Source organism: Nocardioides sp. JQ2195 (assembly GCF_012272695.1).
Taxonomy (GTDB): domain Bacteria; phylum Actinomycetota; class Actinomycetes; order Propionibacteriales; family Nocardioidaceae; genus Nocardioides.
In genome coordinates this window covers 2186432-2206847 of the sequence record NZ_CP050902.1, presented here as the reverse complement: position 1 = coordinate 2206847, position 20416 = coordinate 2186432, and the positions used below count along the sequence as shown (strand labels likewise).

Sequence of the window (20416 nt, the reverse complement as noted above, 5' to 3'; positions counted from 1 at the left end):
CACCATGACGGGCGAGCACCGCCGCAATCGACAGACTCCACGAGAACTCTCGCGATGCAAGGTGCGAGGCAGGCGAGCCGCGGCGGACACACCGCGAGCGGTCGGCCGGGCGCAGGTCACGGACGCTCAGGGTGTCGTCGTTGCGCGAATGTGGACTGCCATGTCGATACCCTAGGCGCATGTCCGCCGCGAACAGGAAGGACGGGCTGCCACTCGGGTTGGTCCGGCTGTTCTGGCGTCTCGTCGTGGCGACGGTGTCGTCCTGCATGCGCTACCGGGTCACCGGGCTGGCTGCCGAGGCAGCGTTCTTCGCGGTGCTCTCTATGCCGCCGCTGATCTTCGCCCTCGCCGGCTCCATCGGTTACCTGGGACAGACCTTCAGCGACACGCAGCTCGCGGACATGCGGGACTCCGTCATCGACCTCTCGAGCCGGGCGATGACCGACAGCGCGGTCAACAAGATCATCGTTCCGACCTTCGACGACGTGCTCGCCGGCGGTCGCCTCGACGTGATCTCGATCGGATTCATCCTGGCGCTCTGGTCCGGTTCCCGGGCCCTGAACGTCTTCGTCGACACCATCACGATCATGCACGGCCTCGGTGGGCACCGAGGGATCGTGAAGACACGCGTGCTGTCCTTCGGGCTCTACGCGCTCGGCCTGGTCACCGGTGCGGTCTCGATCCCGTTGGTGGTGGCCGGGCCGCGGCTGGTCCGCGACTGGCTGCCCGAGCGCCTGCAGTTCCTCGACGACCTCTACTGGCCCGTCGTGATCGTGGTGTGCATCTGCTTCCTGGCGACGCTCTACCACGTGTCGGTCCCGGTCCGGACCCTGTGGCGCTACAACCTCCCCGGTGCGACCTTCAGCCTCGCCTGCTGGGTCTTCGGCTCCTACCTGCTGCGCTGGTTCCTCACCGCCACGGCTGCCGACTCGAAGTCCGTCTACGGTCCGCTCGCGGCGCCGATCGCTGTCCTCCTGTGGCTCTACCTGGTCTCCATCGCTGTGCTGATCGGCGCGGCGCTGAACGCTGCCTGCGACACCGCCTTCCCGCAGAACACCACGCAGCGTGCGCGGCAGGAGCTGATGCGCAGGATCAACGCCGTGCTGCCGAACAAGATCACCGATCGATACGCGCCACGCCGCACCGAGACCGGGGCCGAGGAATGATCGCCCGTGCCACACTGGCCCCCGTGCCGACACGCTCACGCGAATCCCGGGGGGACTGATCCGGGTGGACGACCAGACAGTCCAGAAGGTCCTGCGCGGTGTCTCGTTGCCGGCCCGCTCGCGGTCCCCGTGGTGGGAGCTCGGGCGGCGCCTCCTACTCGCCCTGGCCATCCTCGTCGGCACCGTGCTGCTGGTCTGGTTCGACCGCGACGGCTACTACGACAACAACGATCCCACCCGCAGGGTGGACCTGATCGACGCGATCTACTACACGACGGTCACGCTCAGCACGACCGGGTACGGCGACATCACGCCCTGGTCCGACTCCGCCCGGCTGGTCAACGCATTCATCATCACGCCCGCCCGCATCGCGTTCCTGGTCCTGTTGATCGGTACGACGCTCGAGGTGCTCGCCGCCCAGGGCCGTGAAATGTTCCGGGTCACCCGGTGGAGGAAGAAGATGCACCAACACGTCGTCGTCATCGGCTACGGCACCAAGGGGCGCAGCGCGGCCAGCGCACTGGTCCAGAACGGCACCGACCCCGAGTCGATCGTGGTCGTCGACCCGAAGCCACTGGCTCGCGAGGAGGCCAACTCCGACGGGTTGGCCGTGATTGCCGGTGACGCGACCCGTCGCGACGTGCTGCGCCGCGCCGGGGTTGCCGACGCCTCCCAGGTCATCATCACCACCGATCACGACGCCAACACGATGATGGCGACGTTGACCGTGCGCCAGATCAACCCCGACGCCTACATCGTGGCGGCGGTGCGGGAGCAGGTGAACGTGCCGCTGGTGCGCCAGAGCGGCGCCGACGCGGTGGTCACCTCGTCCGAGGCGGTGGGTCGACTGCTCGGCCTCTCGTCCATGTCACCGAAGCTGGGTGAGGTGATGGAGGACCTGATGACCTACGGCACCGGGCTCGAGGTCGCCGAGCGCGACCTGCTGGTCAAGGAGGTCGGCAAGCAGCCGCAGTCCCTGCCCGACCAGGTGATCGCGGTGGTGCGCGACGAGAAGGTCTACCGCTACTTCGACCCGGTGGTGACCCAGCTGGCTCGCGGCGACCGGCTGATCGTCGTACGCCCGGCGAAGGAGCAGCCGTGGGCGCCGCGTCCCGGCACCCACGACGAGGAGACCGCCGAGGAGGACTAGCTGACGCTAGGCCTTCAACGCAGCGGGCAGGTTCTCCCAGCCGCGCAGGATCCGGGTGGAGCGTCGTTCGGCTCCGTCGAGCAGCTGGAGATCGGGGAAGCGGTCGAAGATCGTGCGCAGCCCGACGTCACCCTCCATGCGGGCCAGGGCTGCGCCCAAGCAGTAGTGGCGACCCGCTGAGAACGAGACGTGGTCGCCGGCGTTCTCCCGGGTCACGTCGAAGACCTCAGGATCGGTGAAGACGTCGGGATCGCGGTTGGCCCCTGCCAGCAAGGCGGTCAGGATCGCGCCCTCGGGGACACGTCGACCGGCGATGGAGGTCTCCGTGGACGCGGTGCGCCCGGTGAGCAGGACCGGTGGGTCGAAGCGCAGCACCTCCTCGACCGCTTGGGGCCACCGGTCAGGGTCGTTGCGGAGCAGCCCCAGCTGCTCCGGGTGATCGTGCAGCAGCCTGATGCCGTTGCTGAGCAGGTTGACGGTGGTCTCGAAGCCGGCGGCCAGCACGAGGCCGGCCGTGGCCTTCAGCTCACGCTCGTCGAGCCCGTTGCCCTCGTCGTCGCGAGCAGCCACCAGCTGGCTCAGCAGGTCGCCGCCCGGGTTGCGGCGCACGGCCTCGAGGTGGTCGGCCAGCCACTGGTCGAAGGCGAGCAGCGCATTGTCGACGGCGCGGAAGCGGCGCCAGCCCAGGCCTAGGTCGAGGCTCGGCGCCGCAGCCGTGCCGAAGTCGAGGACGGTGGCCCGATCCTCCTCGGGAACCCCCAGGATCTCGGCGATCACGGTGACCGGGAGCCGCGCACAGTAGGACTCCACCAGGTCGACGGGTCTGTCAGCGTTCGCGGCGATCTCGTCGAGCAGTCCGTTGGCGATCTCCTCGGTGCGTGCGCGGAGTCGCTCCACGGCGCGGACCGTGAAGACCCGGGTCACCAGCTTGCGGTAGCGGGTGTGCTCCGGCGGCTCGATGACCAGCAGCGACGGTGGGGTGAGCGGGCCGGTGGGTGCCTTGGCGAAGGCCCAGTCGGCCACGGAGCCGAGCGCGCCGGTGGCCTGGAACTCGACCCCCGCGTGCACGTCGGGGCTGCCCAGGATCTCCCTGACCGTTGGCATGGAGGCGGTCACGAACGCGAGCTTCGAGCGCTGCAGGGGACCGTTGGCGCGCGCCTCGTCGAAGAGGTCGGTGGGCATCTCGGCGCCGTCGACGGTCTTGGCGACCAAGCGGCCGTGGAGGTCGCCACGACGTGCTGCCGCGCCGAGCGCGAGCTGGGGGAGCGCTTGGCCGAAGCCCCAGCGCACGGACTGCGCGACCTCGTGCGCGACGTTCTCGCGCACCGCGCCAAGTCGGTTCATCAGGGACATCAGGGACGCCTTCCTCGCATCGATACTGAGTGGTATCCAATACCGTGCAGTATCCTAGCGCGCGTGTCCATTCCCACCAGTCGACGGCGGCCCACGCGTGACGAGGTGCGCCGTGCGTTGCTCGATGCGGCGGCCCAGGTCTTCGCGCGCCGTGGCATCGAGGCGGCGAGCATGGACGAGGTGGCTGCGGCGGCAGGCTTCACGAAGGGCGCGCTCTACTCCAACTTCAGCAGCAAGAACGCCCTGGTCGAGGAGCTGGCCGACGACCACGTCTCGGCGTACGTCGAGCTCGGCCTGGCCGCGATCGCCAACACGGAGCAGCCGCTGTCCGCGCAGGCCCGCGCGCTGGGGGACAGGCTCACCCGGGCCATGGACGAGAACCACGACTGGAACCTGCTCTTCGTCGAGCTCTGGGCCCGGGCCGTCCGGCAAGGGGACCCGGACGGCTCGTTCCTGCGCCGGCGTCGCGACCTGCACCGCATCATCGCCGACACCGTCGCCGAGCACTCCCGGCTGGCGGGCGTGGAGCTGGCGATGCCTGCCGACGAGGTCGCAACGCTGCTGATGGCACTGGCCAACGGGTTGGCGATCGAGCGCAACGTGGCCCCCGGGGCCGTTGCGCCGGACCTCCTCGGTCGAGCCCTTGCGCTGTTCGTGCGGCCCGTCGGGTGAACGACGCGCGCTGACGGCTCCCGAGCAACCTGGAAATGCACGAACGGCCCCGAGTGCTCGGGGCCGTTCGAAGGTGGTGGGCGATACTGGGTTTGAACCAGTGACCTCTTCCGTGTCAGGGAAGCGCGCTACCGCTGCGCCAATCGCCCGTGTTGAGTTCTTGTGGATTCGAGGTGGGTACGGGATTTGAACCCGTGTACACGGATTTGCAGTCCGTTGCCTCGCCTCTCGGCCAACCCACCGTGAGGCCCACCCGAGGATGAGCCGGTATGGGAGAGACCTCTCCGAGCGGACGACGAGGCTCGAACTCGCGACCTCAACCTTGGCAAGGTTGCGCTCTACCAACTGAGCTACGTCCGCTTGCAACCTCCGGCGGACCGGCGGTGCGAGAAGAACATTAACCGAACGTGGGGGTCGTGCAAAATCCGGGCCACCAAGTGCGTGTTGGCCGGTGCCGCGAAGGGCGGATGCACGGCTACATTGCAGGCATGCGTGCATGGGTGAACGGACAGGTGCTGTCGGATCCGCGGGCGGCGGCGATCACCGTCTCCGACCACGGATTCACGGTGGGGGACGGGGTCTTCGAGGCGGTCAAGGTGGTCGAGGGGCGTCCCTTCGCGCTGACTCGCCACGTGGCCCGGTTGGCGCGCAGTGCCGCGGGCCTGGGGCTCCCGGAGGTCGACGAGACGGTCGTGCGCCGAGCAGTCGACGAAGTCGTCGCCGGCCAGGACCTGCCCCTGGGCAGGGTGCGGATCACCTTCACCGGTGGCGTCGCGCCCCTGGGCTCTGGACGCGGGGAGGCCCCACCGACCCTGGCCGTGGTGGCCGCACCGATGGAGCCCTACCCTCCGAGCACGTCGGTGGTCAGCGTGCCGTGGCCCCGCAACGAGCGCGGGGCGCTGGCCGGCCTCAAGACCACGTCGTACGCCGAGAACGTGGTCGCGCTGGCCCACGCGGCTGAGCGCGGAGCCACCGAGGCGTTGTTCGTGAACCTCGCCGGGAACATCTGCGAGGGCACCGGCAGCAACATCTTCTACGTCGTCGACGGTGAGCTGCGCACCCCCACGCTCGACTCGGGCTGCTTGGCCGGTGTCACGCGCGCTCTCGTCCTGGAGTGGTACGGCGCCCGCGAGGTCGACGAGCCACTGTCGGTGCTCGACCGGGCCAGCGAGGTCTTCCTCGTCTCGACGACGCGGGACGTGCAGGCCGTGCACTCCTTGGACGGGCGCGAGCACCCGGCACCCGGGCCGGTCACCAGCGAGGTCGCACAGACCTGGGCGCGCAAGGAAGCAGAAGACCCCGACCCGTGATCGGGTCGGGGTCCTCGCGACCTCGTCGGGCGGAGCTCCGGCCCACGGTGGTGTCGCCGGTCAGACGGCCAGGAGGAGGTCGATGAGCTGGTCGACGTCGATGTGCTCGCCCTCGGTGCCCACGGGAACGCGGGCCAGCGTTCGGTTGACGAAGCGGGTGACGTCCGCTGACGGCGCCAGCACCGACAGCTCGCCGTCGGGGGAGGAGAGCTCGATGATCACCACCGAGCGTCCGTCGGAGTCCAGGCAGGGCCACACGTGCACGTCGCCCTCGCCGGCGGGGTCGGTCAGGCCGCGCAGGAGCAGGTCCCGGGCGAAGGTCCAGACGACTTCGTAGTAGTCGGTGCGGAACGTGGCAGTGACGGCGTACGGGTCGTGGACGTCGTAGCCGAGGACCGCGTCGAGGACGACCGACTCTCCCCGGTCGTCGACACATCGCATCGTGATCTCGTTCGTCACTGTGCTGCGTGACGCATCTGCGTCGAAGCGCATGGGTGAATGCCTCCCTGGAGCCGGTGTCAGTGATGAAACGCTCGAGTCGGGAAGTCATGACGCGTGATTGAAAGATATCTGGATCACACGTGTCGCGACGTTCTCATGGCTGGTCCGGGGGTGCGATTCCACGTCGAGGCGATCCATGCGCTAATGTTCCGGACGCACCTGCGGGCGATTGGCGCAGTGGTAGCGCGCTTCGTTCACACCGAAGAGGTCACTGGTTCGAACCCAGTATCGCCCACGCTCACGAAAACAGCCCCTGACCTGCGGAAACGCAAGGATCAGGGGCTGTTCTGATTTGGTCACGTGTCCACCATGTGTCCATCAGTTCAAGCGCTCAATCTGAGGGACTCCGCATATGCCCAGAGGCACCCGCCTTGGCGGGGTCGAGCAACACCGCAACACCTCGTGCGGTCCTGGGCGATCCGCGTCGGCCCGCAGGAGCCGTGGCCGAATGGCAGGAACTCCGGGCGCGCTGCGCACGCTCGAAGGCGCACGCTCATGCCGATGAGCGGGCATCCAAGGATCCACATGACCTGCGGTCAAACTCTGGAAGTCAAGCTCAGGACCAACGTGCGGCTTGGTGCGACAACGCGCTTTCGCGAGCCTTGCAACGCTGTTCAGCGGGTCCTGGTCTAAGACCTGTAGCCGTCGTGGTGCGGGGTTGCTAGTGTTCCGTCAGGCTGTTCCGTGAACAAATATCGCTGTTTCGGGAATTTCGTAGTCTGAACTGGGTTCTGAAGAGGCAAGAGCCTCAACAGGATGGAGCCGGTGATGGGACGTGCGGGACGACCGACAGTCGCGATCGAGCTGAGCGAGGACGAGCGAGCAACGCTCGAACGATGGGCCCGTCGGCATTCCTCATCCCAAGCGTTGGCCACGCGGTGCCGGATCGTGCTGGCGGTGGCCCAGGGTGTCACCAACCTCGAGGCGGCGGCACAACTGGGGATCAGCCGCGCCACGGTGGCCAAGTGGCGTCACCGGTTTGCGGCCGACCGCCTCGAAGGACTCGTCGATGCGCCCCGACCCGGCGCGGCGCGCACGATCGGTGACGAGATCATCGAAGCGGTCGTGGTCGAGACCCTCGAGACAGCGCCGAAGGACGCTACCCACTGGTCCACGCGATCGATGGCCGAGCGCCACGGCATCAGCCGCCAGAGCGTCAGCGAGATCTGGCGTGCGTTCGGGCTCAAGCCCTGGCGCCAAGAGGAGTTCAAGGTCTCCCCAGATCCCGAGTTGATCGAGAAGGTCCGCGACATCGTCGGGCTCTACCTCAATCCACCCGTCGCGGCAGCAGTGTTCGCGGTGGATGAGAAACCCCAGATCCAGGCCCTCAATCGCAGCGCACCAACGTTGCCGATGCTGCCGACCACTCCGGCCAAGGCAACCCACGACTACATCCGCAACGGCACCATCGATCTGTTCGCCGCCCTCGAGATCGCGACCGGCAAGGTGATCACCGACCTGCGGCCCTCGCACACCAGCGCCGAGTTCGTCAGGTTCCTCGACAAGATCGATGCCGAGGTCCCTGCCGACCTCGACGTCCACGTCGTGCTGGACAACCTGTCAACGCACAAGACCCCTGCCGTGCACGAATGGCTGCTGCGCCACCAGCGGTTCCACTTCCACTTCACCCCGACCTACGGGTCGTGGATGAACCTCGTCGAACGCTGGTTCTCAGCACTGACCACCAAGAAGCTTCAACGCTCTGCGCACCGCAGCGTCAAAGCACTGACTGCCGACATCCGCGCGTGGGTCGAGACCTGGAACGAGGACCCCAAACCCTTCGTCTGGCACAAGAGCGCCGACGAGATCCTCCAGCGGCTGGCCGGCTATTGCCGGGCGATCAACAAATAGCCGGCCCTTCAACCTGACAGGACACTAGCCTCGCATTATCCAATGGCACTCTCTCGGAAGGTCGATCATGGCTGGCAAGTTTGAAGTTTATGAGGACAAGGGGGCAAGTTCCGGTTCCGGTTGAAGGCAGGCAACGGCGAGATTGTCGCCGTCGGCGAGGCCTACAACACGCGTGACGCTGCGGAGAATGGTTGTGGCTCGGTTCAGCGTGCGGCTGAGGGCGCCAAGATCGTGCACGATAACGCCTGAGCGCACTTGAAAGCCCCCGCCCCAACAGCGACGGGTGCGGTTTCTTCTGCTTCATGTGCCACTGCCCTGGATGCGAATGTATGCCCCGCAGCCATTGGTGATGGCCATGCGGATCTTGGGGAGATGACGCGCACTTGGTCTGGCAGCCGGGACCTCCCGCCGGCGATTGGTGATGGTCTTCTAAGGGTGGGCAGGCGCCCGGAGCGGCCATTCGCACGCGAGTCGGCCGCTCTTTCTCGGTCGTTGGCGCGCATGTGTATCAGCGGTGACGGTCTGACACCGGGGCGTCACGGAGCGAGAGTTCGCGTGGACGAGTTGTCTGGTCGGACGAGTGCTGCTGCGTTGGACGCAGAGGGCTCTTGGGCGGTTGCACAGGCTCGCTGGTCGGTGCCGCATCCTGGCTATTCGTAAGGGCAACCGTCGAGTTGAGTCCCCGATAGTGGTGTAGCGCGGTCGCTGTCTTCGTGACCGGCGTGTATGTCGGACGTGGACGCGGCCACCGCGTGATCCTTCGAGTCAACCTTCCACAGAATCCTCGAATGGAGTCATCACGATGACCGCTCCCCACATTGTCGACCCTGCCGGCCTGCTCGGCGAAGCCCTCGCTGAGGCGAGTCCAGATCTCATGCGCTCGCTGCTCCAGTCGATCATCAACACCCTGCTCAGTGCCGATGCCGACGCCGTGGTCGGTGCCGAGTACGGCCGCCCGACCCCGAGCCGGACCAGCCAGCGCAACGGTTATCGCCACCGCGACCTCGACACCCGCGTCGGCACCGTCGACGTCTCGATCCCCAAGCTCAGGAAGGGCACCTATTTCCCTGAGTGGCTCCTCGAGCGTCGCAAGCGCGCCGAGTCTGCGCTGATTACCGTCGTGGCCGACTGCTACCTCGCCGGGGTGTCCACCCGGCGGATGGACAAGCTCGTCAAGACCCTCGGCATCGACTCACTCTCGAAGTCCCAGGTCTCGCGGATGGCAGCTGAGCTCGACGAGCACGTCGAACAGTTCCGGCACCGGCCCTTGGATGCAGCGGGGCCGTTCACGTTCGTCGCCGCCGACGCGTTGACGATGAAGGTCCGCGAGGGCGGCCGTGTGATCAACGCGGTCGTCCTGGTCGCGACCGGCGTCAACGGCGACGGACACCGCGAGGTCCTCGGCATGCGCGTCGCGACGTCAGAGACCGGTGCGGCGTGGAACGAGTTCTTCGCCGACCTCACAGCCCGCGGCCTGAGCGGTGTCCGCCTCGTCACCTCCGATGCCCACGCCGGGCTGGTCGAGGCGATCGCGGCGAACCTGCCCGGCGCCAGCTGGCAGCGTTGCCGCACTCACTACGCAGCGAACCTCATGTCGACCACACCGAAGACGATGTGGCCTGCTGTGAAGGCGATGCTGCACTCGGTCTACGACCAGCCCGACGCGCCCGCCGTGCACGCCCAGTTCGACCGGCTGCTCGACTACGTCGCCGACAAACTCCCTGAGGTCCACGAGCACCTCGACGGTGCCCGTGCCGACATCCTCGCCTTCACCGCGTTCCCGAAAGACGTCTGGACCCAGATCTGGTCCAACAACCCCGCCGAACGCCTCAACCGCGAGATCCGGCGCCGCACCGACAGCGTTGGGATCTTCCCCAATCGTGACGCCATCGTCCGGCTCGTCGGCGCCGTCCTCGCCGAGCAGACCGACGAGTGGGCCGAAGGCCGCCGCTACCTCGGACTCGAAGTCCTCACTCGCTGCCGCATCAACATCGTGCCCACCACCGAACCCGAGATCGGAGTCAACGACCTACCCGAACTGACTGCCTGAACCATCAACAAGGAGAACGCAGCGCTACACCACTACCCGGGACTTGACCAACCGTCGCTACCGCTGCCGCAGCGCACGACGCAGCAGCGGTAGTTGCACTCGCCGCACGCAGTGACTCCCGGACTGGCGGCGGTATGAGGATTGTTCGGCGAGCGAGGATATCGGCAGGTGAGACCCAGACGACGTCGCCTTCGGCGGGCGGCGTTGCCAGGCCGGCCTCGACGTCGTTGTGCGCGCGGATGGAGACCGCGCGGGCGGGTCCGGTGAGCCCTGGGGTGCTTGCCTTTTCGACCATCACGTAAGAGAGCTCGGACCCGGACTCGAGAGAGCGGAGGGACGCCATGGTGCCCCGTTCGAGGCCGGGTCGGGTGGCGATGGTGGTGAGGCTGGCCATAGTGGTCGCGTCGTGGGTGAGCTCGCGGTAGGCCGCGCGGACTTCGGCGGCGGCGCACATCAGGTCGGGATCTAGGCGGGCGTGAGGGAGGGTCAGGTCCCCCCAGCGGCTGGCGAGGTTGCTCCAGGCTTGGTCCGCCTCGACGACTGCGGGGTTGAGCCGGTCGGTGGGCTCGAGGTGGCCGGCGAGTTGTGCGGCGTCGACGAGGACCATCGCGGCGCCGGCGATGAGTCCTTGGGTGCGGGTGATGAGGACCATGTTGGTCGGCCATGTGTCGGAGGCGAGGGTGCGGTGGGCCTGGATGTCCCATCCCGCGAGGGCTCGGGGGAGACGAGTGTCGTCCTCGATGGCTGCGATGGCTTCGCCCTGGAGCGCCTCGGTGAAGCGCCCGTCGAGGTAGCGTCCGGCGACTCTCTCGGAGACGGACATCCGGCCAACCCATCCGGTGGTCGGCTGCAGTGCGTAGGCAGCGTGGAGTTGGCTGAGCTGGAGGGGGCTGTCGCTCTCCAGGGACGCCTCGTAGCGTGCTCGCCCATACTGGTTCAGAGAAACCCCAAGCGCGTGGGCCGAGATGTAGAGCGAGGGTGATCAACTATTCTAGGGGGAACGCGAACGTCCTTCTCGTGACGATGCTCGTCTATCCCTAACTTCCCGTCATCGCAGCGATGGCCTTCGCGCATCAGCACCTTCCACGTTACCCCCGCCGAGCGTCATGATCCGCCGAGCGCGAGCGCTGCGGCGCACCCTACGCATTGTCGTAGGAGTGCTCGCCCTGACAGCCTCCCTGCTTGTTGCCATGAAGGCCGCCTCGGAGGCTGTGGCAGCGGGTGCGCCGGGCTGGATGAACCTCGTCGTTCTGTTCCTTGCGTGGGAAGCGATTGAGGTGGTGGCGCTATCTGTGCGGGTCCCCACTCGGTGTCTGTCGAACCGTCTGTGTCGGGCAGTTCCGTCTCGCGCTTGGCGCCGGTGAGAGCAGGTTCCCCGTCAACCAGAGTCCAGGGAGCCCTAGCGATCACGCAATGAAAGGTTTGCGTTGCGCGTCTCTGATGGCCAGACGGGTCAGGGCTGGCTTTCAGAAAGCCTTCACGAAAATCTGTCACCAGATTGCGCAAACCTTTGGGGCTCAGCACCGTGCCACCTCGCCAAGGTCAAGCATACGATCGAATGTTGACCAGACAGATTCGTTACGTTTCTGCAGCCCAGTTCAGGGAGAGCCTCGTTAGCCTTGAGTGCCGCACGGTTTAGCTCGTAAGTCTTTCTGCCACCGTCACCGGCACCGCGATGCATGAACCAGGCATTGAATTTTTGGAGCCCCCCGGGCGACAAACCTGAAAGGGACACCACTTCATGCGTGACATCATCGACCAACTTGACGTTTGGTACCGCGACGGTACTCGCTTCGCGCTGGCCACAGTCGTGTCCACTTGGAGTTCCTCTCCGCGCAGCGCGGGTGCGTCCATGGCTGTTTCGGAGACCGGAGAAGTCGTTGGAAGCGTCTCGGGTGGCTGCGTTGAGGGTGCGGTTTACGAGCTAGCTCAGCAGGTCTTGGCGACTGGAATACCTGTGCGGCGACGCTACGGGATTTCTGAATCTGACGTTTGGGAGGTGGGTCTGACCTGCGGTGGATCTCTCGAAGTCTTCGTCGAACTTGCTGGTCGTGAGGATTTTCCAGAACTCGCCCACGTCATCGCCGCGCACAGGCGACGTAGCGCCATCGCAGTCGCGACCATCACCAATGGATCTGATGAAGTCGGTGCTCGGGTCGTGGTTGAAGGCGGACGTACAGCTGGCACCATCCCTGATGGTCCGCTACGAAAATCGGTCGTCGCCGCCGCTGAAGGGATGCTCCTGCACGGTCGTACTGGTGAGGTGCAGCTCGGACCCCAAGGACAGGAGCGAATGGATGACCTGACCATCTTCGTTGAGGCGTTTGCGCCACCACCAGAAATGATCGTGTTCGGCGCGATCGACTTTGCTGCCGCTGTCGTCCGCATCGGAAAATTCCTTGGATATTATGTGACCGTGTGTGACGCCCGTCCGGTGTTTGCTACCAAAGCGAGGTTCGCTGACGCGGATGAAGTCGTGGTTGAGTGGCCGCATCGTTATCTTGAACGACGCAAGGTGGATGAGCGGGCAGTTCTGTGCGTACTGACCCACGATCCGAAGTTTGATGTCCCATTGCTTGCCGTAGCACTTCGCACGGATGCGCAATACATCGGAGCAATGGGGAATAGGCGCACCCACGAAGACCGTCTGAAGCGGCTGCGCGAAGCAGGACTCCAGCCTGCAGAACTCTCGCGCCTGTCATCACCTATTGGCCTCGATTTGGGGGGCCGGACCCCTGAAGAAACTGCCGTTTCCATCGCAGCAGAGATAATTGCAACGCAATGGCGCGGAACAGGACGACCGCTCGGTAAGACGTCAGCGCCGATCCACGGGAATTCAATTGAAGTTGCTGCTCCATTGATGCCGGCAGCTCAAGAGTCCGCCATCAAATCCAACGGGCGCGTGCTCGAGAATGCCAGTGTCGCAAGGGTGGCCCGATAGATGTTCCAGGAGAAACAGTCCCCAGCGCCACGTGACGTTGTCCGACTGGTAGCCATACGGGAACAGGCATTGAGCGTGGACGAGGTCTTGCACGCAGTTGATCATGACGGAGCAGGCGGCGTCACATTGTTTGTGGGCCGCGTTCGCAACCATGACCAAGAGAACTTGGTCGACGCGCTGGATTACAGCGCCCACCCGCGTGCGTTGGAAGCGATGCAGGCCGTATGTGCGGCCGTCGCGTCACGCCACGCGGTGTGCGCTCTGGCCGCGGTGCACGCCGTCGGATACCTGAGCCTAGGCGATGTGGCAGTAGTCGTAGCGGCTTCCTCCAGTCACCGAGCGGAAGCCTTCGCTGCGGCACGGGATCTGATCGACACGCTCAAGGCGGAGGTGCCGATCTGGAAACACCAGATGTTTGCAGATGGAACCGAGGAGTGGGTTGGTTGTCCCTAACGCGCGACGTCTTGGTCTGCCGGCCGAGAGTTTCGAGAACCCGAATGGTTGAGCCTCGCGGCTGGACTCACGCGGCGAGCGAACAAGCCGGCACCCAGGTCAGCGCATGGGACCTCGGCGTCGTACAGCAGGTGCCAGATAGGGAGGAACGGATCGACTGGCAGCGACGGGTCTGTCACACCGTGCCCGGTGGGGTCGCTTTTCCGTGCTCTCTGAATCGGACTTGAAGTCTGTAGGCCTTGACCCCGCAGATGTGGTCGCCGGACGAGTGTCTCTGGCCCTATCGACCTCTCGTCCTGGTGTTGGCGCCGCGCATCTGATACCTCGGCAGCTGACCCTCTGTAACCACAGCCCCGCCCCGCAGAGCAGGAGGAGAACGGAGTCGACGACTGACGAAACATGGTTTCGCTTCCATCGGGTCCGCCTCGATCGGATCAAGCCGGCCTTTGCTTCGGTTTTGAACCGCTTCCCGCAGGTTGCGGAAAAGGGAAAAAGGAGTTGGGATTCCTGCACAACCGGGGAACGGCAAACTATCAGCGAGCCGGATACTAGTCCGGTGACCAGTTGCGACACCTTGGTGAGTGCCCCCCAAGTCAGCAGGAGGAAAAGCTGAGGTCCTTTCGCGTACTCCTTCATTGGTGCAGTTCAAGAAAAGGTCGCCCCATTGCACGTGTGCTACCTCGGAACAGTGATTAGGTGGCAGGGAAATTGTCGATTGCGACATCGGAATTCAACCAGCTCATGAGCAAAGAAGAGGAAGCTGTGACTCAACCGATTCTGCAAGTTATTCTCGCCAGCACCCGTCCTGATCGGCGTGGTGGAGCCGTTGCTAACTGGATACAGCGTGTAGCGAAGGAGCACGCTGGGTTTGGAGTGGAGGAGGTCGACTTGGCCCAGGTGGCACTTCCTTTGCTAGATGAACCATTTCACCCACGGTTACAGCAGTACACCAAAGGTCACACCAAGGAATGGAGCGCCACGGTTGACCGGGCTGATGCCTTTGTCATTGTTCTGCCCGAATACAATCATTCTTTTCCTGCTGCGCTCAAGAATGCCTTGGATTACTTGTTCGTTGAGTGGGCTGACAAGCCTGTCGGTCTTGTGTCCTACGGAGGCATCTCGGCAGGCTTGCGATCGGTGGCCGCACTCAAACCCGTTCTCGCTGCGCTTCGCATGATTCCTGTGTTGGAAGGGGTGTCAATATCGAACTTTGGTGAATTAATCACTGAGGATGGTGAATTGCGGGATGACGCCGGCCGAGATGCCGCCGGAATTTTGATGCTCGATGAAATAGCCCGTCTTGCCAAGGTCTTGATGCCCCTGCGCACTAGGTTTGCGTAAGGATTCTCGCCCGCGAACAGTGAGTTCCGGCTGTTCGCACACAGCCGTACCTGGTCTCATGTTGGTTGTTGGACCACGGTGCCGGAAGGGAACTGAGGTCCTCTGGAGCCCAGTCCAGCTTGCCGCCTTTCTCAATGACCGGAAGTCAGGCTCCAGACCTGCAGCGCTTCAATTCGCCCGGGAATATTTCTGCCATGACGAACTGGACAGCGTGCATTCAATGTGGCCGAGTTCGAATCATCGTCAACCAACTGAGTGACGCCCTTCAAGTAACCCTGCGATTCGCCAAGATCGTTAGAGAGGTCGTGTTGATCGACGAAGCGCTGACTTGCTTGTTGAAATCGGCCCATCCATGAGCCATGGGCCACCCCACGGATTCGGACAGCGCCACCGTCGTTACTCGTCGCAATTCAGCGAACTGACGCTCTGCCAACGCCCGCTCGAACACCGCTCCTGCCTACTTCCTCAGGCTGGGTTGACTCACTGACGCGGGCGAGGGATCGGGGAGCAGACACATGCTCCATGCCAGTCGGTCAACCTGCGCGATGGATGACTAGGCATTGGGAGGTCTTCTCTGTCATGGAACGCTGGTGCAATGTGCTATCCGCATGCCTAAATCACTACTGCGCTCCACCGAGGTCGAACATCTCATCTGCATTGGTGCCCACCGAGGTCGCTCGGGACGGCATCACCAGATGGATGTCTACAGCAGGGCAGACACCTTGGCCCCGCGGGGGAATGGCAGAGTCGACGACGAAGACAGGCCCGTCCCTCCTGACATGCTCGTTAGAGCCACGAAGCGAGTGGGCACATGAGATTACGCTCACGCGGTTCTCGACCTTGAGGCCGCTACTTGAGGCGCGACGTTGCCGGCAGCGCGGATCGCTTCATCGTGCGCAACCTACTGACCTTCTGCGTCTCCCGCGCCGAGAGTCCCTCACTGATCATCAGCATTCCGGAAATACGTCTCCAGATCTTACTGAGGATGGAGATGCGTGAACCCGCCGCAACGCCAGAGACTGAGCGGACCCAAATGAGCGTTACATCAACGTATACAAGGAGAAGCCCATGATTCGCCACGTGTTTTCCTGGAAGGTGGCTGAAGGCCAAAGTAATGAGGAAATCGTGGAGATCCTCAATACCCTCCCTGGGGCCTTGCCTGTCATCAGGCACTGGGAGATCGGGAGCCACCAAGGCGACCCCGGTGACAATGGTGACCCGTTCGACGGCGTTCTCATCACCGATTTTGACTCTTGGCAGGACCTCGAGGCCTACTCGGTCGACCCGTTCCACCTGGACGTCGTTGAGCGGCTTCTACCGCGGTTCTCGGCGCGTGCAGTCGTCGACTTCGAACGCGTGGACGTCTGATGAGTTCTCGGGCAGGCATCAAGGTTGCGACGAGTCCATGGGGAGCCGCGGACCAGCTTGGGGCACTCAATTACCTCAACGCTGAGAAGACGGCCGCGCTCCTTTCCCGCGTGGACGGAGCACACAGTTACGACCTGAGCATCGACTACTTCGTCGGTATGCCGAGCTTTCAAGGTGCGGGTGACCCCGGCTACCAGATTTTCATGAGCCACACTCCCGAAGGAACGGTTGTAGACAACCTGAATGGTGTCGGCGAAGGAGTGAATCGTCACGTGTGCTATTCCGGTGATGTGGTGTTCATGTACACGCATACCGGCACACATATCGACGCGCTCAACCACTTCGGTGTCGATGGGGAAATCTACAACAACTACAAGGCCGACGAGCACTTGGGAAGCCGTGGATGGAACAAGGGTGGCGCCGAGGTCATCCCTCCCATCATCACCCGAGGTGTGCTTTTGGATATCGCGAAAAGCCAGGGAGTTGATTGTCTTCCGGACAGTTATGCCATCAGTGTCGAGGACTGTCAAAAGGCGCTCGCCAACGCAGGTCTCACACTTGAACCAGGTGATGTCGCGTTCGTGCGGACCGGTCGGATGCGTTACTGGCCGGAAGGTTCAAAGGTCCTCGGGAATCCACCCGGTCTGAGCCTTGAGGCAGCCAATTGGTTGACTAGTCAGCGCATCTCCGTGATAGGTGCTGACCAAGAATGTGTTGAGGTAGGACCGTCGCAGCATGAGGACAACTGGCTACCAGGGCACTGCCATTTCTTGGCCGAGTCAGGGGTGCCGATGATGGAACTTCTTAACCTCGAGGAGCTCTCACGCGACAGCATTGAGGAGTTCTGCCTGATTGCAGCTCCAATTCGTCTTCGGGGTGCGAGTGGAGCCCCCGTGCGACCGATCGCACTGCCACTGCATGACCGCTGAACCGACCGGCGAGAATGAGGGGAGAAGTCCAACGATGAATATGCCCAAGGTTGCCGTTATAGGTGGTTCGATCGCAGGTCTCACAGCAGCCAACGTGCTGCGTGACATTGGTTGCGAAGTAGATGTTTACGAGCGAACTCCTCAATTTCTTTCGGGCTTTGGAACCGGAATCGTCGTTCAACCAGAATTGGTGCGATACCTGTTGGAACGGACGGACACCCAACTCGACGAGATTAGCGTCCCCAGCACATCGATGCGTTATTACGACGGAGCAACGGCACAGAAGAAGGGCGAAACCGACGCATCTTGGCACTTCACCGCGTACAACGCCGTCTACCAGAAATTGCTCGATGCGTTTGGGACCGACCGGTATCACCTCGGACGCTCCGTGACTCATATCGTCCAGACTGAGTCTGGCCCGGTCGCCCATTTTTCTAGTGGGCCGCCAGCGTCAGCAGATTTGATTGTTTGCTCGGATGGCGGGGGATCTGTTGTTAGGTCAGAATTGCTTGACGTCAAACCGAAGTACGCCGGGTACGTCACATGGAGAGGGATGGTTGACGAGTCTGAACTCTCGGAGAAGACCTGGAACTTCTTTCAGGATGCGTTCAGTTACGGACTCCTCGAGGACAGCCACGTCATCGCATACCCGATCCCTCAGGTCTCCACAGATGGTCGATTGACTGGTCGACACCGACTGAACTTCCAGTGGTATTGGAATATGGACGAGGGCCCCGATCTCGACCTACTGATGACTGATCGTTCCGGGCAGCGTCGTCCGGTATCGGTCCACCACGAGGCGATCACTGAGCAGAACCTCACAGGCCTCCGTGAACGCACTGAAAGCCAGCTGGGCGGACCCTTTCGCGAACTAATTTTGTCCGCGTCAAAGCCTTTCGTGACCGTGGTATCAGACGCCGAAGTCGACCGTATGGCGTTCGGAAACATCGTGTTGATCGGCGATGCAGCCATCACGCCGAGACCACACGCCGCTGCCGGCGCAGCTAAGGCTGCTTCCGACGCGTGGAGTTTGGCGGAGCAACTTGAGATGGCGGGCGGCCTGGTAGGCGAAGCGTTAGCTGCCTGGGAGCCCGAGCGCCTGGCAATCGGGCATGCCTACGTGGCGAAAGTTCGAGCGATGGCTGAGGTACTCCAGCACGGGGGAAACTTTCCGCCGGGCAAAGCAGAATACAAGTTTGGGTTACCTCGGCTACCACACACTGCTGCCGGGTGAGACACAAAAACCGGTCAACCATTGACCGGTCATCATAGACGAGGAGCGCCAGGTTCGTCCGGCGTAGAAGAGGAGTGAACTAATGGAGCTAATCAACGAGTTTGAGGTGGGCCTCCCCCCCGAGGAAACTTGGACGTTGCTGACCGATCTCGAAAAGGTAGCGCCGTGTCTTCCTGGTGCGTCGATCACTTCGAAGGAAGGCGACGAGTTCCACGGTCAGGCGAAGATCAAGGTTGGTCCGATCACGGCCCAGTACAAGGGGAAGGCACACTTCACAAGCCTGGACGTTAAGAACCGGACGGCGGTCCTCCTCGCCCGCGGTAAGGATACTCGTGGGCAGGGCGACGCCACCGCCACGGTGACCGCCACAATGACGCCGAGTGGGACGGGCACGAAGGTCACGGTTGAGACTGAGCTAGCCCTCACCGGCAAGGTCGCACAGTTCGGTCGAGGCATTCTGGCAGACGTAAGTGGTGCCCTGATGGCGATGTTCGCGCGGAGACTCCAGGAGATGGTTGCGGCCGAGAGTACTCCCATAGCCGACCACCCACCGGCTTCGTCAGAGCCCGCAGCGGAATCCCCGGCGAAGGCGCCGGTCACGGGTCCTGCGATGGTGCGCCCCGCAAGTGATGAGGCGATCGATCTCTTGGCGTTGGCTGGGGGAACGACATGGGCGAAAGCACTTCCCGCTGGGGGCACACTGGTAGCCATTTCTGCCGCACTGATCAGCGTCTTTGCTGCGGGATATGCGTCAGCGCGAGCTCGCTCGGTGGCCCGCTAGTAGTACTTGCGCTCGCGGTGCACATTTCTGGGGCAGCGTGTTTGCGGTTATTGAATCACTGCATTGGGCTCTCCTCCGTACCAGTGCTAACTCTTGTGATTGAAGGCGCCGGTCGCAGTCGGCTCCTGCGGGACATGACATGGCCCGTCATCCTTGGCAAGTCTAGTGAGGTCTGACGACCTGGAGGTACAAGCCGATGCCCTTCATCCGGGCGGTTCAGTGGAGGAACGCTGGGCCGCCGGATGACGGCTTGGAGCCGTCGATTTCATCTAACAAGGCGGATTGCGTCGCACCAACCAGAAGCGCCGATGTCGCTCGCAGAAAGCAGAGAAATTATGGACTCGAAGTTGCGCATCTCCCTAGTTCAGGTCGGATACGGAGACGGTGAGTCGTTGTCGGACCGTGTTCAGCGGATCGCAATGCAGCTCGAGGAACTGCCGTATGCCGACCTAGTTGTACTACCTGAGTTGTGGGCTCACGGCGGCTTTACATTTGACACATGGGCGGAAGAGAGCGAACTTCTTAGCGGAGACATAGTTAGTCGCCTCGCGGAAGTGTCAGCCCGTCGCGGGTTTTGGTTGCACGGTGGATCGATCATCGAGCGTGTCGAAGATGGTGCGGATTCGGGGTTCGAGGATCGAGGACTCTGGAATACCTCAGTTGTGTTCTCACCTGATACTGGGCTGCATGCCACCTACCGAAAGATCCATCGGTTTGGATTTGGCAATGGTGAGCCTCGGCTGCTCGAGGCAGGCGACCGATTGGTGGTCACGGATCTGGACTTCCGGACGGGGTCTACAGCGCTTGGTCTCGCAACGTGCTACGACCTTCGCTTTCCGGAGATGTTTCGTGGTTTGGTGGACGCGGGGGCCGTCATGCTGACCGTGCCAGCAGCTTGGCCTCTGGAACGTATTGAGCATTGGCAGGTGCTCGGCCGTGCCCGTGCAGTTGAAAACCAGGCTTGGGTTCTGCAATGCAACACCGCCGGCACCCACCGTGGCGTGACTATGGGGGGACACAGCCAGGTCGTTGCGCCAACTGGCGAAGTAGTAGGGCGGTTGGACGCCAACGAGGGAGTGTTGAGCGTGGACCTTGACTTCGAACTCCTTGATGAAACACGGCGGTCCTTCCCTGTCTTGCAGGATCGCAGGTTGGGGCGGCTGTGAAACCATATTGCCGGGTGGAGTGGGTGACGGTCTTGCTGATGAGTCGTGGTGGCAGCGACATGCGAATCGGTGTGGCTCGGAGTTGCAGAAATGTCTTGAGCGCCTACTCCTTTCCCAAGGAGGGGTACGTCGCCAGGTCGATAGAGGGTC

General features: G+C 63.4%; 18 protein-coding genes and 4 tRNA genes. 16 read left to right on the top strand and 6 right to left on the bottom strand.

The window, feature by feature from the left end:
* The first annotated feature begins 179 nt into the window (after positions 1 to 179).
* Both ncot_RS10505 and ncot_RS10500 read left to right on the top strand, forming a co-directional pair.
* Positions 180 to 1166: a YihY/virulence factor BrkB family protein gene (locus ncot_RS10505; protein WP_240937860.1), complete on the top strand. Its 987-nt coding sequence runs from the start codon at positions 180 to 182 to the stop codon at positions 1164 to 1166.
* A gap of 64 nt (positions 1167 to 1230) precedes the next feature.
* Positions 1231 to 2316, top strand: a complete 1086-nt coding sequence (locus ncot_RS10500) for a potassium channel family protein (RefSeq protein ID WP_168617556.1) — start codon at positions 1231 to 1233, stop codon at positions 2314 to 2316.
* Between the two features lie 6 nt (positions 2317 to 2322).
* Here the strand turns inward: ncot_RS10500 and ncot_RS10495 are convergent, their stop codons facing one another.
* Positions 2323 to 3669 carry a cytochrome P450 gene (locus ncot_RS10495; protein ID WP_240937859.1) on the bottom strand — a complete coding sequence of 449 codons (1347 nt, stop codon included), beginning with the start codon at positions 3667 to 3669 and terminating at the stop codon, positions 2323 to 2325.
* A gap of 63 nt (positions 3670 to 3732) precedes the next feature.
* Between ncot_RS10495 and ncot_RS10490 the strand changes: the two genes are divergently transcribed.
* A complete protein-coding gene (locus tag ncot_RS10490; RefSeq protein WP_168617555.1) occupies positions 3733 to 4341 on the top strand; it encodes a TetR/AcrR family transcriptional regulator in 609 nt (202 codons plus the stop codon).
* A 74-nt stretch (positions 4342 to 4415) separates the two neighbouring features.
* On the opposite strand, the gene ncot_RS10485 is transcribed toward ncot_RS10490, so the two are convergent.
* The 3 genes from ncot_RS10485 to ncot_RS10475 all read right to left on the bottom strand — a co-directional run bounded on the left by ncot_RS10485 (position 4416) and on the right by ncot_RS10475 (position 4701).
* Positions 4416 to 4490: transfer RNA gene (locus ncot_RS10485), tRNA-Val, on the bottom strand.
* 22 nt (positions 4491 to 4512) lie between these two features.
* Positions 4513 to 4583, bottom strand: a tRNA-Cys gene (locus tag ncot_RS10480).
* 45 nt (positions 4584 to 4628) lie between these two features.
* Positions 4629 to 4701 (bottom strand) — tRNA-Gly (locus ncot_RS10475).
* Between the two features lie 128 nt (positions 4702 to 4829).
* Between ncot_RS10475 and ncot_RS10470 the strand changes: the two genes are divergently transcribed.
* Positions 4830 to 5651, top strand: a complete 822-nt coding sequence (locus ncot_RS10470; RefSeq protein ID WP_168617554.1) for an aminodeoxychorismate lyase — start codon at positions 4830 to 4832, stop codon at positions 5649 to 5651.
* Positions 5652 to 5711: 60 nt separating this feature from the next.
* Here ncot_RS10470 and ncot_RS10465 read toward each other — a convergent pair whose 3' ends face one another.
* Positions 5712 to 6143, bottom strand: a complete 432-nt coding sequence (locus ncot_RS10465; protein WP_240937858.1) for an SsgA family sporulation/cell division regulator — start codon at positions 6141 to 6143, stop codon at positions 5712 to 5714.
* 172 nt (positions 6144 to 6315) lie between these two features.
* Here ncot_RS10465 and ncot_RS10460 point away from each other — a divergent pair.
* From ncot_RS10460 to ncot_RS10445, 4 genes are all read left to right on the top strand, one after another.
* Positions 6316 to 6387, top strand: a tRNA-Val gene (locus ncot_RS10460).
* Positions 6388 to 6920: 533 nt separating this feature from the next.
* On the top strand, positions 6921 to 8003 hold the full coding sequence (locus tag ncot_RS10455) for an IS630 family transposase (protein WP_168619296.1): 1083 nt from the start codon (positions 6921 to 6923) through the stop codon (positions 8001 to 8003).
* Positions 8004 to 8123: 120 nt separating this feature from the next.
* Positions 8124 to 8252, top strand: a complete 129-nt coding sequence (locus ncot_RS10450; protein ID WP_240937857.1) for a YegP family protein — start codon at positions 8124 to 8126, stop codon at positions 8250 to 8252.
* A 553-nt stretch (positions 8253 to 8805) separates the two neighbouring features.
* Positions 8806 to 10053, top strand: coding sequence for an IS256 family transposase (locus tag ncot_RS10445; RefSeq protein WP_168617553.1), 1248 nt, complete (start codon positions 8806 to 8808; stop codon positions 10051 to 10053).
* Positions 10054 to 10057: 4 nt separating this feature from the next.
* Here the strand turns inward: ncot_RS10445 and ncot_RS10440 are convergent, their stop codons facing one another.
* Positions 10058 to 10876: a hypothetical protein gene (locus ncot_RS10440; RefSeq protein WP_168617552.1), complete on the bottom strand. Its 819-nt coding sequence runs from the start codon at positions 10874 to 10876 to the stop codon at positions 10058 to 10060.
* Between the two features lie 918 nt (positions 10877 to 11794).
* Here ncot_RS10440 and ncot_RS10435 point away from each other — a divergent pair.
* From ncot_RS10435 to ncot_RS10400, 8 genes are all read left to right on the top strand, one after another.
* Positions 11795 to 12994: an XdhC family protein gene (locus ncot_RS10435; protein ID WP_168617551.1), complete on the top strand. Its 1200-nt coding sequence runs from the start codon at positions 11795 to 11797 to the stop codon at positions 12992 to 12994.
* Positions 12995 to 13447 carry a molybdenum cofactor biosynthesis protein MoaE gene (locus ncot_RS10430; RefSeq protein WP_168617550.1) on the top strand — a complete coding sequence of 151 codons (453 nt, stop codon included), beginning with the start codon at positions 12995 to 12997 and terminating at the stop codon, positions 13445 to 13447.
* Positions 13448 to 14143: 696 nt separating this feature from the next.
* A complete protein-coding gene (locus ncot_RS10425; RefSeq protein WP_206064936.1) occupies positions 14144 to 14788 on the top strand; it encodes an NAD(P)H-dependent oxidoreductase in 645 nt (214 codons plus the stop codon).
* 1068 nt (positions 14789 to 15856) lie between these two features.
* A complete protein-coding gene (locus ncot_RS10420) occupies positions 15857 to 16156 on the top strand; it encodes a Dabb family protein (protein ID WP_168617549.1) in 300 nt (99 codons plus the stop codon).
* Positions 16156 to 17085, top strand: coding sequence for a cyclase family protein (locus tag ncot_RS10415; protein WP_168617548.1), 930 nt, complete (start codon positions 16156 to 16158; stop codon positions 17083 to 17085). The genes ncot_RS10420 and ncot_RS10415 overlap by 1 nt, the downstream gene beginning before the upstream one ends.
* A 34-nt stretch (positions 17086 to 17119) precedes the next feature.
* Positions 17120 to 18319 carry an FAD-dependent monooxygenase gene (locus ncot_RS10410; protein WP_168617547.1) on the top strand — a complete coding sequence of 400 codons (1200 nt, stop codon included), beginning with the start codon at positions 17120 to 17122 and terminating at the stop codon, positions 18317 to 18319.
* Positions 18320 to 18401: 82 nt separating this feature from the next.
* Positions 18402 to 19100 (top strand): SRPBCC family protein, encoded by a 699-nt coding sequence (locus ncot_RS10405; protein WP_168617546.1) that lies wholly within the window; start codon positions 18402 to 18404, stop codon positions 19098 to 19100.
* 308 nt (positions 19101 to 19408) lie between these two features.
* Positions 19409 to 20266, top strand: a complete 858-nt coding sequence (locus ncot_RS10400) for a carbon-nitrogen family hydrolase (protein WP_240937856.1) — start codon at positions 19409 to 19411, stop codon at positions 20264 to 20266.
* Positions 20267 to 20416: the final 150 nt, after the last annotated feature.

What these genes read in the sequence shown, in the direction of transcription:
- ncot_RS10505 (WP_240937860.1), top strand. Translation starts at nt 180, where the DNA reads ATGTCCGCCGCGAACAGGAAGGACGGGCTGCCACTCGGGTTGGTCCGG.
- ncot_RS10495 (WP_240937859.1), bottom strand. Translation starts at nt 3,669, where the DNA reads ATGTCCCTGATGAACCGACTTGGCGCGGTGCGCGAGAACGTCGCGCAC.
- ncot_RS10470 (WP_168617554.1), top strand. Translation starts at nt 4,830, where the DNA reads ATGCGTGCATGGGTGAACGGACAGGTGCTGTCGGATCCGCGGGCGGCG.
- ncot_RS10465 (WP_240937858.1), bottom strand. Translation starts at nt 6,143, where the DNA reads ATGCGCTTCGACGCAGATGCGTCACGCAGCACAGTGACGAACGAGATC.
- ncot_RS10455 (WP_168619296.1), top strand. Translation starts at nt 6,921, where the DNA reads ATGGGACGTGCGGGACGACCGACAGTCGCGATCGAGCTGAGCGAGGAC.
- ncot_RS10445 (WP_168617553.1), top strand. Translation starts at nt 8,806, where the DNA reads ATGACCGCTCCCCACATTGTCGACCCTGCCGGCCTGCTCGGCGAAGCC.
- ncot_RS10440 (WP_168617552.1), bottom strand. Translation starts at nt 10,876, where the DNA reads ATGTCCGTCTCCGAGAGAGTCGCCGGACGCTACCTCGACGGGCGCTTC.
- ncot_RS10435 (WP_168617551.1), top strand. Translation starts at nt 11,795, where the DNA reads ATGCGTGACATCATCGACCAACTTGACGTTTGGTACCGCGACGGTACT.
- ncot_RS10430 (WP_168617550.1), top strand. Translation starts at nt 12,995, where the DNA reads ATGTTCCAGGAGAAACAGTCCCCAGCGCCACGTGACGTTGTCCGACTG.
- ncot_RS10420 (WP_168617549.1), top strand. Translation starts at nt 15,857, where the DNA reads ATGATTCGCCACGTGTTTTCCTGGAAGGTGGCTGAAGGCCAAAGTAAT.
- ncot_RS10415 (WP_168617548.1), top strand. Translation starts at nt 16,156, where the DNA reads ATGAGTTCTCGGGCAGGCATCAAGGTTGCGACGAGTCCATGGGGAGCC.
- ncot_RS10410 (WP_168617547.1), top strand. Translation starts at nt 17,120, where the DNA reads ATGAATATGCCCAAGGTTGCCGTTATAGGTGGTTCGATCGCAGGTCTC.
- ncot_RS10405 (WP_168617546.1), top strand. Translation starts at nt 18,402, where the DNA reads ATGGAGCTAATCAACGAGTTTGAGGTGGGCCTCCCCCCCGAGGAAACT.
- ncot_RS10400 (WP_240937856.1), top strand. Translation starts at nt 19,409, where the DNA reads ATGTCGCTCGCAGAAAGCAGAGAAATTATGGACTCGAAGTTGCGCATC.